Origin of the sequence: Nonomuraea sp. NPDC050404 (genome assembly GCF_040655495.1) — a bacterium.
GTDB lineage: Bacteria > Actinomycetota > Actinomycetes > Streptosporangiales > Streptosporangiaceae > Nonomuraea.
In genome coordinates this window covers 33368-46961 of record NZ_JBFAKB010000012.1, presented here as the reverse complement: position 1 = coordinate 46961, position 13594 = coordinate 33368, and the positions used below count along the sequence as shown (strand labels likewise).

Annotated in this window: 11 protein-coding genes; 7 read left to right on the top strand and 4 right to left on the bottom strand. The window is 70.9% G+C overall.

The window, feature by feature from the left end; translation table 11 throughout:
- Positions 1–10 precede the first annotated feature (10 nt).
- The 7 genes from AB0I81_RS31240 (at position 11) to AB0I81_RS31210 (ending at position 7289) form a co-directional block, all read left to right on the top strand.
- Positions 11–1078 carry an ABC transporter ATP-binding protein gene (locus tag AB0I81_RS31240; RefSeq protein ID WP_360663668.1) on the top strand — a complete coding sequence of 356 codons (1068 nt, stop codon included), beginning with the start codon at positions 11–13 and terminating at the stop codon, positions 1076–1078.
- A 30-nt stretch (positions 1079–1108) separates the two neighbouring features.
- Positions 1109–2302: a spermidine/putrescine ABC transporter substrate-binding protein gene (locus AB0I81_RS31235; RefSeq protein WP_360663666.1), complete on the top strand. Its 1194-nt coding sequence runs from the start codon at positions 1109–1111 to the stop codon at positions 2300–2302.
- Between the two features lie 2 nt (positions 2303–2304).
- Positions 2305–3156 carry an ABC transporter permease gene (locus AB0I81_RS31230; protein ID WP_360663664.1) on the top strand — a complete coding sequence of 284 codons (852 nt, stop codon included), beginning with the start codon at positions 2305–2307 and terminating at the stop codon, positions 3154–3156.
- On the top strand, positions 3153–3938 hold the full coding sequence (locus AB0I81_RS31225) for an ABC transporter permease (RefSeq protein WP_360663662.1): 786 nt from the start codon (positions 3153–3155) through the stop codon (positions 3936–3938). The genes AB0I81_RS31230 and AB0I81_RS31225 overlap by 4 nt, the downstream gene beginning before the upstream one ends.
- 56 nt (positions 3939–3994) lie before the next feature.
- On the top strand, positions 3995–5389 hold the full coding sequence (locus AB0I81_RS31220) for an FAD-dependent oxidoreductase (protein ID WP_360663660.1): 1395 nt from the start codon (positions 3995–3997) through the stop codon (positions 5387–5389).
- A gap of 15 nt (positions 5390–5404) precedes the next feature.
- Positions 5405–6262, top strand: coding sequence for an alpha/beta hydrolase (locus AB0I81_RS31215; protein WP_360663658.1), 858 nt, complete (start codon positions 5405–5407; stop codon positions 6260–6262).
- Positions 6263–6380: 118 nt separating this feature from the next.
- A complete protein-coding gene (locus AB0I81_RS31210; RefSeq protein WP_360663656.1) occupies positions 6381–7289 on the top strand; it encodes a serine hydrolase in 909 nt (302 codons plus the stop codon).
- A gap of 70 nt (positions 7290–7359) precedes the next feature.
- On the opposite strand, the gene AB0I81_RS31205 is transcribed toward AB0I81_RS31210, so the two are convergent.
- From AB0I81_RS31205 to AB0I81_RS31190, 4 genes are all read right to left on the bottom strand, one after another.
- Positions 7360–8868 (bottom strand): DHA2 family efflux MFS transporter permease subunit, encoded by a 1509-nt coding sequence (locus tag AB0I81_RS31205; RefSeq protein ID WP_360663654.1) that lies wholly within the window; start codon positions 8866–8868, stop codon positions 7360–7362.
- Positions 8869–9080: 212 nt separating this feature from the next.
- Positions 9081–12005: a BTAD domain-containing putative transcriptional regulator gene (locus tag AB0I81_RS31200; RefSeq protein ID WP_360663652.1), complete on the bottom strand. Its 2925-nt coding sequence runs from the start codon at positions 12003–12005 to the stop codon at positions 9081–9083.
- Between the two features lie 7 nt (positions 12006–12012).
- On the bottom strand, positions 12013–12756 hold the full coding sequence (locus AB0I81_RS31195; RefSeq protein ID WP_360663650.1) for an isocitrate lyase/phosphoenolpyruvate mutase family protein: 744 nt from the start codon (positions 12754–12756) through the stop codon (positions 12013–12015).
- On the bottom strand, positions 12753–13586 hold the full coding sequence (locus tag AB0I81_RS31190) for a hypothetical protein (protein ID WP_360663648.1): 834 nt from the start codon (positions 13584–13586) through the stop codon (positions 12753–12755). Before AB0I81_RS31190 ends, AB0I81_RS31195 begins: the two co-directional genes overlap by 4 nt.
- Between the last annotated feature and the right edge of the window lie 8 nt (positions 13587–13594).

Sequence of the window (13594 nt, the reverse complement as noted above, 5' to 3'; positions counted from 1 at the left end):
AATCCTGGAAATGACCGGGCTGAGTGCGATTGAGCTTGAAGACGTCGTCAAGGAGTATCACTCGCATGGCGAGGTCGTCCAGGCGGTCAAGGGTGTGACGCTGGACGTCGCCGAGGGGGAGTTCTTCTCCCTCCTCGGCCCGTCCGGCTGCGGCAAGACCACGACCATGCGCATGGTCGCGGGCTTCGAGGCCCCCTCGAAGGGCCTGGTACGGCTGCACGGCCAGGACGTCACGAACGTCCCGCCGAACAAGCGCGACGTCAACATGGTCTTCCAGTCCTACGCGCTCTTCCCGCACATGAGCGTCTGGGACAACGTGGCGTTCGGGCTCAGGCAGCGCAGGACGCCGCAGGAGGAGATCGCGCGGCGGGTCGGCGAGATGCTGGAGATCGTCGACCTCGCGGGCCGCGACAAGCGTATGCCGCGCCAGTTGTCCGGCGGCCAGCAGCAGCGGGTCGCGCTGGCCAGGGCGCTGGTCAACCGGCCGCGCGCGCTGCTGCTCGACGAGCCGCTCGGCGCGCTCGACCTCAAGCTGCGCCAGGCCATGCAGATCGAGCTCAAGCGCATCCAGCGCGAGGTCGGCATCACCTTCGTGTACGTCACGCACGACCAGGGCGAGGCGCTGACCATGAGCGACCGCATCGCGGTGATGAACGACGGCCTGGTCGAGCAGCTGGCCGGGCCGCGTGAGATCTACGAGCGGCCCGCCACGCCGTTCGTGGCCGGCTTCATCGGCACCTCCAACCTGCTGACCGGCACCGCGAGCGGCGGGGAGCTGAAGGTCGGCGGCGGCCGGGTGCTGGTGCCGGGGTACGACGGCGAGGTGACGGTGACCGTCCGCCCCGAGAAGATCAACATCGGCACGGAGGAGCCCGATCGGGAGCGCAGCGCCGTGCGCGGCACTGTGGCCGAGGTGGTCTATCTCGGCACGTACAACAGCTATGCGGTGAGCCTCGCTGACGGGGTCGAGATCACCGTTTTCCAGCAGAATGTGCTGGACGCCACGGCCACGGCGGAGCGGGGCGACTCCGTGTGGTTGTCGTGGCTGGCGCAGCACTCGTATGTGATTGGAAGTTGACAGCACCTCATGAACCCCCTCATGCGTGGAATGACGCAACCCCGCACCCGTCGTGACGTCTTCAGGCTGGCCGGCTACTCCGCCGCCGGGCTGGCCGTGGCCGCCTGCGGCGTGCAGGGGCAGAAGGCGGCGCCCCCGAAGGCCGACGCCGTCGCCGACTACTGGGCCAAGCAGAAGAAGAACGGCAAGGTCGTCTTCGCCAACTGGCCCGAGTACATGCCCGAGGACAAGGGCCCGCTGGAGAAGTTCAAGCAGGACACCGGCATCGCGTACGAGTACAAGGAGGTCATCCAGGAGAACGCCGAGTTCTTCGGCAAGGCCGACCCCGTGTTGCGCGCCGGGCAGTCGCTGGGTTACGACATCGTCGTCATGACGAACGGCATCCAGCTCCAGCACATGATCGAGCTGGGCTACGTGGTGCCGCTCGACCACGCCAAGCTGCCGAACTTCCAGGCCAACGCCGGGCAGAAGTACAAGGAGCGCTCCTACGATCCCGGGAACAAGTACACGGTTCCGTACACCTCCGGGGTGACCGGCATCGCGTACAACACCGAGTTCGTCAAGGACAAGATCACCAGCATCGAGTCCCTGTTCGACCCCAAGTACAAGGGGCGGGTGGGGATGATGTCCGACGCGCAGGAGATCGGCAACTTCGGGATGATCGCGCTGGGCATCGACCCGGAGAAGTCCTCCGAGGCGGACTGGCGCAAGGCCGGGGAGAAGCTCAAGGCGCAGCGCGACGCCGGAATCGTACGGAAATATTATGATCAGTCGTATATCGACGCGGTGGCCAAGGGCGACGTCTGGTTGACCATGGCCTGGTCGGGCGATGTGTTCCAGCGCCAGCTCGCCGGCGAGCCGGTCGAGTTCGTGGTGCCCGCCGAGGGCGGCACCATCTGGACCGACAACATGCTCATCCCCAAGAACGCGGCCAACCCGGTGGACGCGCTCATGCTGATGGACTACCTCTACCAGCCGGCCGTGGCCGCCGAGCTGGATGAGTTCATCCAGTACGTGACGCCCGTCGCCGCCGTGCGGGACCTGCTGCGCGAGAAGGCGGAAAGCGCCAAGGGCGAGGACAAGAAGGCCCTTGAGGACATGATCGACAGCCCGCTCATGTTCCCCACCGAGGCCGACTACGCCAAGCTGCGCACCTACACCACGCTCACGACGCAGCAGGAGCAGGTCTTCAACCAGATCTTCCAGACGATCACCCAGGCATAGCCATGAAGCGGCTCACCCCCTACCTGCTGGCGCTGCCGAGCTGGATGTGGCTGGCGATCTTCCTGGTCGTCCCCATGGTCGCGATGGCGTCGGTGTCGCTGCAGACCGGCAACGCCATCGACGGCTTCGCCATGACGTTCAGCTTCTCCAACTACGGCGACGCGATCGGCCGCTACAGCACGCAACTCCTGCGCTCGCTGCTCTACGGCGGGCTGGCCACGGTGGCGATGCTGGTGATCGGGTACCCGGTGGCGTACTGGATCGCCTTCAAGGGCGGCAGGCGCAAGGCGATGTACCTCTTCCTGCTCCTGCTGCCGTTCTTCGTCTCCTTCGTGCTGCGCACGATCTCGTGGAACTTCCTGCTGTCGGACAACGGCATCCTGCTCGGCACGCTGAAGGGCTGGGGGTTGTTGCCGGCCGAGTTCCACGTGCTGGCCACGACGTTCGCCGTGGTGGGCGGGCTGACCTACAACTTCCTGCCGTTCATGATCCTGCCGATCTACGTGTCGCTGGAGCGGGTGGACCCGAGGGTGGTGGAGGCGGCCCAGGACCTGTACGCGACCAGGGCGGCGGCCTTCCGGCGGGTGGTGTTGCCGCTGTCGCTCCCGGGGGTGTTCGCCGGGGTGCTGATGACGTTCGTGCCGGCCACGGCGGACCCGATCAACGCGGCCATCCTCGGCGGCACGTCCAACACGATGATCGGCAACATCATCCAGACCGAGTACCTGACCAACCTCGACTACCCGACCGCCTCGGCGTTGTCGTTCACGCTGATGGCGGTGCTGCTGGTGGGCATCTTCATCTACGCCAGGGCGCTCGGGACCGAGAACGTGCTGGAAGCGGCGGCCCGATGAGGGGGTCCAGGCTCGGCGACCGGCTGCTGCACCTCTACACGTGGCTGATCATTCTCTGGCTGTCGTCGCCGATCGCGGTGATGATCCTGTTCGGCTTCAACGACAAGCGGAGCAAGTCCAACACCACCTGGCAGGGCTTCACGCTGCGCTGGTACGCCGAGCTCTTCGACATCCCCGACCTGACCACGGCACTGGTCAACTCGCTGGTGATCGCGCTGGTCAGCACGGTGATCACGGTCGTGATCGGCACCATGCTGGGCCTGGCGCTGGGCAGGCACCGCTTCCGGGGCAAGGGCGTGACGAACTTCTTCGTCTTCGCCGCCATCTCCACGCCCGAACTCGTCATGGGCGCGTCGTTGTTGTCGTTGTTCGTCTCGGGCAACGTGCCGCGCGCCGCCGGCACGATCGTCATCTCGCACGTGCTGTTCTCGCTGGCGTTCGTGGTGGTCACGGTGCGGGCGCGGATCGTCACGCTGGACCCGTCACTGGAGGAGGCGGCCAGGGACCTGGGGGCGACGGCGTGGGGCACGTTCCGGCAGGTGACGCTGCCGGCGATCATGCCGGGTGTGCTGGCGGGCGCGATGCTGGCGTTCGCGCTGTCCATCGACGACTACGTGGTGACCAGCTTCGTCAACGGCTCCACCGTCACCTTCCCGCTGTGGATCGTCGGGGCGGTGAAGACCGGCATCCCGGCACAGGTCAACGTGATGGGTACGCTGATCTTCGGGATCGGGGTGCTGATCGCGATCGGTAACGCGGTCGCGGCGCGGCGTCGTACCTGAGAACGTATGTGGTCCGGCAGTTTCTTCACTCAGACCTCGTAAGGGAAGTGGGATTTGTGGATCCGCTGAAGGCGCTGGCTGATGCGGAGCGCAAGCCGTACTGGCTGGACGATCCGGCCAGACCCGAGCCGCAGGAGCGGCTCTTCGGAAACGTCAGCGCCGACCTGGTCGTCGTCGGCGGCGGCTTCTCGGGGTTGTGGACGGCCCTGATGGCCAAGGAGCGCGACCCCTCGCTGGACGTCGTCCTGCTCGAAGGCCGCAGGATCGGCTGGGCGGCCACCGGCCGCAACGGCGGGTTCTGCATGGCGACCCTCACGCACGGCCTGGCCAACGGGATGGAACGGTGGCCGGAGGAGATCGAGCAGCTCGAACGCATGGGTGTGGCCAACCTCGACGAGATCGAGCGCACGCTGGAGCGCTACGGCGTGGACTGCTCCTTCGAGCGCACCGGCGAACTGCACGTGGCCACCGAGCCGTGGCAGCTCGAAGGGCTGGCCGAGCACCTCGACCTGATCTCCGAGCTGAGCCTGGACTACCTGCCGCTGGATGAGCAGCAGGTGCGGGCCCAGGTGAACTCGCCGACGTACCTGGGCGGGCTCTGGGAGCGCCGTGGGTGCGCCATGCTCGATCCGGCGCGGCTGGCGTGGGGCCTGCGCGAGGCGTGCCTGAGCCTGGGCGTACGCGTCCACGAGCGCACCCCGGTCCGCTCGATGTCCGACGACGGCACGACGCTCACCCTGCGCACGCCGCACGGCCAGGTGGACACCCGCCACGTGGCGCTGGGCACGGGGGTGTTCCCGCCGCTGCTGCGCCGCCTGCGGCACTTCGTGGTCCCCGTGTACGACTACGTCCTGATGACCGAGCCGCTGACCGAGGCCCAGCTCGCCGAGGTGGGCTGGCACAACAGGCAGGGCGTCGGCGACTCGGGCAACCAGTTCCACTACTACCGGCTCAGCGACGACAACCGCATCCTGTGGGGCGGCTACGACGCCGTCTACTACAACGGGGGCCTGGTCAAGCCGGAGTACGACCAGCGCGACGAGACGTTCGTCAAGCTCGCCGGGCACTTCTACGACACCTTCCCGCAGCTCGATGGGGTGCGCTTCACCCACAGGTGGGGCGGCGTCATCGACACCTGCAGCCGCTTCAGCGCCTTCTACGGCCAGGCGCACGGCGGCCGGCTCGTCTACGCCGCCGGCTACACCGGCATGGGCGTCGGCGCCACCAGGTTCGGCGCGAACGTCATGCTCGACCTGCTGTCCGGCGAGCCCACCGACCGGACCGAGCTGCGCATGGTGAAGGAGAAGCCGCTGCCGTTCCCGCCCGAGCCGGTGCGCTCCGGGGTGATCCAGTTCACCCGGTGGTCGATCGCGCAGGCCGACGAGCACCAGGGCAAGCGCAACCTGTGGTTGCGCGCGCTGGATCGGATGGGGCTGGGTTTCGACTCTTAGCGCACACTTGTGCCTATGAGAGTCGAGTTCACATCCGACGGCCTCACGCTGGCCGGGGATCTGCGGATGCCGGCCGGCGCGGGGCCGTGGCCGGGGCTGGTGTTCACCGGGCCGTTCACCGGGGTGCGCGACCAGGTGACGGGGCTGTACGCGGCGCGGCTGGCCGAGCGCGGCTATGCCACGCTGGCCTTCGACCACCGCAACTGGGGCGGGTCGGAGGGGCTGCCGCGCCACCATGAGGATCCGCAGGGCAAGCTGCACGACCTGCGGGCGGCCGTGTCGTTCCTGCGGTCGCGGCCCGAGGTGGACGCCGGCCGCATCGGCGCGGTGGGCATCTGCCTCGGCGGCGGGTACGCGCTGAAGTTCGCCGCCTTCGACCCGAGGGTGCGGGTCTTCGCGGGGATCGCGGGGGCCTACAACAATCCCTACGCGATGCGCGGCGTGGATCTCGCGCCCTACTTCGAGGCGCTGGAGCGGCAGGACCTGGGCGGGCCCGTCGAGTACCTGCCCGCCGTCGCGGAGCAGGGTGAGGCCGCGATGCCGGGGGACGAGCCGCACGCCTACTACGGCGGCGAGCGCGGCGCCACGCCGCTCTGGTCGAACGAGGTGACCACGGCGAGCGTGCTCGAACTGCTCACGATGGACAACATGACGGGCAGCGACTTCCTGTCACCGAAGCCGGCGCTGATCGTGCACGGCGTCGTCGACCGGTTCTGCGCGCCGGAGGGCGCCGAGGAGGTGTTCAAGCGGCTCGACCAGCCGAAGCGGATCGTCTGGCTGGACGCCAAGCAGCACATCGACCTCTACGACCGCGAGCCGTACGTCACCCAGGCCGTGGACGCGACCGCCGGCTTCCTCTCCGAGCATCTCTGACCTGTCGCGGGCAAGGTCGCGCTGAAGGTCTGGCCAGGAAAGCGCCTGTCGTGAGAGCCCGGTCGCCCGGCCGGGCATGATCCGGTACGACCCCCGGTGAGATCACGGGGGTTGGCGCGTGCGTGCGAAGTGGATGGCCTGGATGGGCCTGGCGCTCATGGCGGGATGCGGGGCCGGGCGGGCGCCGGTCGTGCCCGTGGCGGTGGAGGCGCCGGTCAAGGTGGCGCGCTGCCTGCTGACGTTCAAGGACGGCCGCGCGGCGGGCAAGGCCAAGGTCCGGCTCGAACGTGCCATCGCCCAGTACGTACGCGCCCGCCCCGGCCGGATCGTCTACGGCGCGCTGGACCTGGTGACCGGGATCAGCCTGGGCCACGGCGAGCACGAGCACGACATGATCACCGCCAGCGGGTCCAAGGTGGACATCCTCGCCGCGCTGTTGCAGCAGCGGGACGGCCGGCTCGGCGACGGGGATCGGGACCTGGCCGCCCGCATGATCAGGGAGAGCGACAACCGCGCCGCCGACACGCTGTGGTCGCGGGTCGGCGGCGGCGGGGCCATGAGCGACTTCTACCGCAGGATCGGGCTGAAGGAGACCACGCCGGGCCCGAGCAAATTCTGGGGCGGCACCAACACCAGCCCCGCCGACCGCATCCGTCTGCTGAAGGTGCTGATCAGCGGGGGCAAGGGGCTGACCGCCGCCGATCGCGGGCTGGTGCTCGGGCTGATGGGGAAGGTGCAGAAGGATCAGGCGTGGGGTGTCAGCGCCGCGGCCAGGCCCGGGGATCAGGTGGCGCTCAAGAACGGGTGGACGCCCCGGCCGTTCATCCACAACACGTGGGCGGTGACCAGTTACGGCCGTATCACCGGGCCCGGGCGCGACCTGCTGCTGTCGGTGCAGACGGATCGGCAGCCGGGGGAGGGGACGGGTGTGCAGACCATCGAGGGCATCGCCCGGATGATCGGCGCCCGGCTGGACGGCCTGTCCCCGACGAGGACCCGCCCCTGCCCGACGAACCCCATCGCCTGAGCCGGTGCGCGTCGGTCGGCTGAGCTGGTGCGCGTCGGTCGCCTGGGCTGGTGCGCGCCGGTCGGCTGGGTCAGTGCGCGCCGGTCAGGACCTCCTCCGGGATGACCTTCGGCACGCCGCGCAGCCCCACCAGCGCGACCACCGCCACCACGGCCAGCAGCCCGGCCGTGACGAGCGACGTCACGTGCACGGCCTCGATGAAGGCCGCCTGCGCCGCCCGTACGAGCTGGGCGGCCTGCTCGGCGGGCAGCGACCCGGCCGCGTGCATCGCCCCGGCGATCGACTCCCGCGCGGCCTCGCCCGGCACGCCGGAGGGCAGGTCGAGGTTGGCCCGGTAGGCGCTGGTCAGCACCGTGCCCAGGATCGCGATGCCGAGCGCGCCGCCCAGCTCGAACGCCGTCTCCGACACCGCGGCGGCGGCCCCCGCACGCTGCCGCGGCACGGTGGCCAGCACGTTGTCGTTGTTGACGGTGAAGGCGAACCCGGTGCCGATGCCGCCGGCGATCAGCACCGGCAGCAGCGCGAGGTAGTTCAGCTCGTCGCCGAGCGTGGCGTAGTACAGGAACGCGCCCGCGTTCAGGGCCAGGCCCAGCGCGACGACGCCGTTCCTGCCGAGGCGGTGGATGAGCCTGGCGGCCAGGATGCCGCCGAGCGCGCCGCTCAGGCCGCCGGGCAGGTTGGCCAGCCCGGCCTGCAGCGGCGACCAGCCGAGCACGAGCTGCAGGTACCAGGCGAACATCAGCATCATGGCCGACATCGCGAAGATCGCCAGCAGGTTCGTCGCGATGGACGCGCTGAACGCCCTGCGCCGGAACAGCCGCACGTCGATCAGCGGCTCGGGCAGCCGAGTCTGACGCCACACGAACAGCGCCAGCAGCACGATCCCCGTCGCGCCCGCGCCCAGCACGTCGGCATGCTCGAACCCCTTGTGCGCGGCCTCCTTGATCGCGTAGACGGCGGTCACGATGCCGCCGAAGGACAGCACCACGCTGATCGGGTCGATCCGGCCGGCGTCCGGGTTGCGCGACTCGGGCAGCACCATGGCGCCGCCGACGAGCACCAGCGCCATGATGGGCACGTTGATCAGGAAGACCGAGCCCCACCAGAAGTGGTCGAGCAGCAGGCCGCCGACGACCGGGCCGAGCGCGAACCCGGCCGCGCTCATCCCGCTCCAGATGCCGATGGCGGCGGTCCGCTCGCCCGGCTCGGTGAACGCGTTGCGGATGATCGACAGGGTCGAGGGCATGATCGTGGCCCCGGCCACGCCCAGCAGCGCCCTGGCGGCGATCAGCAGTTCGGGGCTGGGCGCGTACGCGGTGACCACGGAGGCGGCGCCGAACGCGGCCGCGCCGATCAGCAGCAGGCGTTTGCGGCCGATGCGGTCGCCGAGGTTGCCCATGGTGACCAGCAGGCCGGCCAGCGCGAAGCCGTAGATGTCGCCGATCCACAACAGCTGGGTGGAGCTCGCGCCGAGATCGGACACCAGCCGGGGCAGGGCCAGGTGCAGGACCGTGAGGTCGAGCGAGAGCAAGAGGGTGGCCCCGCACGCGATGGCCAGGACGGACCATTTGTTCTTCATGCCGTCCACTGTCGGGAGAGCGGCTGACGGCGGGCCTACCGTTCGCTGACCGTCCTCGCTGACCCGCGCCGGCGCGGCTGAGGGCGGGCCTGCCGTTCTCGGGCCCATGCTGGCGCGGCTGAGGGCGGGCCTGCCGTTCTCGGGCCCATGCTGGCGCGGCTGAGGGCGGGCCTGCCGTTCTCGGGTCCACGCCGGCGCGCCCGAGGGAGGGCCTACCGTTCGCCGACCTGTGCCAGCGCGGCGTCGATGCGGGCGCGGGTCTCCTCGGTGCTGAACCAGTTGTCGGGGCACATCTCGCGCGCCTGCGTCAGCAGGGCCCGCGCCTCCTCCGGCTCGCCGCGCCCCACCGCCACCTCGCCCAGCCCGAGATAGGCCCAGGCCAGGTTCTCCATCGAGCCGTTCCTGCGCGCCACCTCGACCGCGGCGGTGTAGTCGGCGCGCGCCCCCTCCGGGTCCTCCAGGCACCGCCGCGCGTCACCTCTGCGGCAGAGGGCCTCGGCGATCTCCGTGGGGCCGCCCAGCTCGGTCGCCAGCGTGAGAGCCTCGCCGGCCAGCGCGTACGCGCTGCGATAGTCGCCCTGCGACCGGCGCAGGGAACCGAGCCCCGACAGCACCAGCACGGTGCCCCACCGCTCCCCGATGGCCCTGAACCCCTTCAGAGCCTCCTCGAAGTACAGCAGTGTGTCGTCGGTCCGGCCGAGCACCTGGCAGACGAAGGCGTAGCCGCTGTTGCCCAGCGCCTTCTTCCAGGGCGGGAGGTCCTTGATCGCCCCTATGAGGTGCTGCCGGGTATTCTCGGGTTCGTCGGGCGGCCCGGTGAACATCGACAGCAGCATCATCATGAACTCGACCCGCACCGGTATGTAGTAGATCGGCAGCATGCGCCGCACTTCTGCCAGGCGCGTGCGTACCGTTTCGCCCTCCTTCGCCGCCCAGGACACGACGAGCACGCACACGGTGTACTCCTCCTCGCGGCCGGGGATCCGTGTGTCGCCGAGCGCGGTCAGGAGCGCGTCGGCCAGGTTCGCGCTGGCGAAGCGATGTCCGCGCATCCACCAGTAGCACGCGGCGTGGGCCACCAACCGCATCGCCAGCTCAAACTGGCGGGACTCGGTCGCCCAGCGCACGGCCACGTCGAGGTCGTCGCTCTCCTCGTCGAGCCGGGCCAGCCACTCCAGCTGTTCGGCGGTGCGCAGCCACGGGTCGGCCGTCAATATCAGGTCGAGGTGGTAGCGGGCGTGCGCGTCGCGGACGGCGTCGCGCTCGCCCGACTCCGCCAGCCGATCCAGGCAGAACGCCCGGATCGTCTCCAGCATCCGGAACCGCCCGTCCACGGACTCCACCAGCGACTTCTCCGCCAGCGAGAACAGCACCTCCTCCGGCAGCCCGCACACCCGTTCCGCCGCCTCCGGCCGCGCGCCGCCCACGAACACGCTCAGCCGCCTGGCCATCCGCTGCTCGTCCGCGTCCAGCAGGTCCCAGCTCCACGCCACGACCGCGTGCAGCGTCTGGTGCCGGGGCAGCGCCGTGCGGCTGCCCCTGGTCAGCAGCTTGAACCGGTCGTCCAGGCGGGCCGCCACCTCGGCGAGCGACAGCGTACGCAGCCGCGCCGCGGCCAGCTCGATGGCCAGCGGCAGCCCGTCGAGCGCCCGGCAGATGCCCACGACGAGCGCGGCGTTGCCCGCGTCCGCCGCGAAGCCGGGACGTACGGCGGCGGCGCGGTCGGCGAACAGCCGCACGGCCGGAAAGCGGTAGGGGTCGTCCGTCTCGGCGGGCGGCAGCCGCAGGGGCGCCACGGGCAGGATCGACTCGCCGGTGATCCCGAGCGCCTCCCGACCGGTCACCAGCACGCGCAGGTCGGGGCAGGCGGCCAGCAACTGGTCGGCCAGCTCGGCCGTGGGGGCCACCAGGTGCTCGCAGTTGTCCAGGACCAGCAGCAGCTTCCGGTCGGACAGCGCGGTGATCAGCCTGGTCAAAGGGGCCACGGTGGGCCGCTCGTGGGTGAGCAGCACGGCGTCGCGGACGCCGAGGCCGTCCAGCACCGCCTGCGGCACGCCGTCTCCGTCCGAGACGGGCGCGAGCGGCACGAAGCACACGTCGCCCGGCTCCTGGGCGGCCGCCTCGATCGCCAGCCGCGTCTTGCCCGCGCCGCCCGGACCGATCAGCGTGACCAGCCTGCTGTCCTGGAGCCTCGCGCCCACCTGGGCCAGCTCCTCGGTCCTGCCCACGAAGGTGGTGAGCTGCGCCCGCAGACCGCGCCTGGCAGGCTGCCCGGCCGAAGCCTCGGCCCCTGCGGCGCCCGGTCCCGGCGCGGAGTCGGTCCGCGACACAGCGAGGTGGGTGGGGTCGGTCCGCGACACAGCGAGGTGGGTGGGGTCGGTCCGCGACACAGCGCGGTGCGCGGGGCCCAGCGCGGGGTCGGCCCGCAGCACGGCCAGGTGTGCGGCGGCCAGTTCGGCGCCCGGCTCCACGCCCAGCTCGTCGTCCAGCAGCTTTCTGGTGTCCTCGAAGACGGTCAGCGCCTCAGCCTGGCGGCCGCTGCCGTACAGGGCCCGCATGAGCTGGGCGCGCAGCCGCTCGCGCAGCGGGTGCGCGGCGGTGAGCTGGCTCAGTTCGGCCACCAGTTCGCGGTGCCGGCCCAGGTCGAGGTCGGCCTGCACGCGGTCCTCCGTGGCGGTCAGCCGCAGCTCCGTCAGGGCCGCCGCGGCGGCCTCGGCGTGCGGGGCGTCGGCCAGCGGCGCGCCCCGCCACAGCTCCAGCCCCTCGCGCAGCAGCGCCGCCGCCCGCCAGGCATCCCCGTCGGCCAGCGCCTGCCGGCCGGACCGCGTCAGGAACTCGAACCTGCGCGCGTCCACGTCCTGCGGATCCGCCACCAGCCGGTATCCGGCCGCGTGGAACTCCACCAGGTCACGGCCCAGCGCCCGGCGCAGCCTGGACACCTGCGACTGCAGCGCGTTGGCCACGCCCTCCGGCGGCCTGGTGCCGTACATGCCGTCCACGAGTTGTTCCGCGCCGACGATGTGGCCGGCGTGCAGGGCGAGCAGGGTCAGCAGGGCACGTACCCGAGGGCCGCCGAGCACGACCTGCTCGCCGTCCTCGTCCAGCACGCTGGTGGGACCGAGGATCTGGAAGCGCATACCTCGATTATCGCGGCAAGCTCTCCACCATCTGGCTGTATGTCGGCATCTCGGGCGCCGGCTCGCCGCGCGCGGCGAGCACCGTGCCGAGCGCCGCCCGCAGCGCGGCCCGGTAGAGCAGCGAACCGGTGCTCACCCTGGCCACGCCAGCCTCCGCCAGCCGCGCCAGGCCGGGGCCGCCCGGCTGGTAGAGCACGTTGAGCGGCAGCGGCGTGCTCGCGACCACCGCGGCGATCTCGTCCGGGTCGTTCAGGCCGGGCACGAAGATCCCGTCCGCGTGGCCGTAGGCGCGCACCCGCTCGATGGTGTCGTCGCCGGCCTTCAGCCAGTACGTGTCGGTACGGGCGTTGACGAACACCCCGTGCCCTCGGGCGGCCTCGATGATCCGCTGCTGCAGCTCGATCGGGCGCAGCGTGCCGTCGGGCCGGCCGTCCTCCAGGTTGACGCCCGCCACACCCAGCGCGGCCAGGCTCGCCACCAGGTCGGACACCTCGGCGGGATCGTCGCTGAAGCCGCCCTCGACGTCCACGGTGACCAGGACGCCCAGCCCGCTGATCAGCTCGGCCAGCTCGATCGTCTCGGCCTTGGTGACGCCGGCCGCGTCCGGCTTGCCGTGCACGGCCGCCACGCCGAGGCTGGTCGTGCCGATCGCGGGGAAACCGTGCCCGGCCAGGTAGACGGCCGAACCGTAGTCCCAGGCGTTGGGCAGCAGCAGCGGGTCGCCGGGGCGGTGCAGGTCGTGGAAGCTCATCCGAGCACGCCCTCCAGTACGCCGGCGGCCAGCGCGAGCGCGTGGGCGGAGGCGGGGCAGGGCCGCACGCCGTGGCCGAAGGTCAGGTGCGGGGTCTGGCCCCGGGTGGTGTCGAACAGCTCCGGCGCGGGGAAGACGCCGGGGTCGCGATTGGCGGCCACCAGATCGATCGTCACTTCGTCGCCGGTGCGCGTGTCGAGCCTGCGCGTGGCCTTGAGCGGCGGATCCTGCCTGAGCGTCTCGTGCAGCAGCGCGTCGATGTCGCCCGGCGCCATGCGCTCCCGTGCCGGTACGGCGCCCAGGCCGGGCGCTGACGAGGCGGCGTGGCCGGATGCCGACGTGGGGGTGTGGCCGGTGTGCGTGAGGGCGTTCTCGATCAGTGCCTCCGTGGAGGCGTGTGCCTGGAGCAGCAGGGTGATCGCCGGGATGCCGGCCGACTTGAGCAGTTCGGCGACGGCGGCGTCGGCCTGCGGGCTCTCCTCGCCCGACAGGTAGCCGGTCGCGGCAGCCGCCACCGCGTCGGCCACCGTGCGCGGGTCGTCCAGCCCGAGCGCGGCAGCGAGCACGACCGTGGGCACGCCGCGCCATCGGCCGCCTCGATCCGAGGTGGCGGTTCTGGCCGCCGAGCGCAGCGCGGTGAGGTCCAGGCCGCTCAGCAGGCCGGTCAGCTCGCGGCGCCGGAGCGCGTGCGTCTCACCGGTGCTGAACCGCGACACCCGGGCACGCAGCCAGGCCAGCGTCCCCTCCTCGCCGTCCTGACGTACGGGAGGCGGCACGTACCTGGTGTCGCGCAGGACCGCCTCGGCTTCGGCATGGCGTGTGATGAGCATGGCTTCAC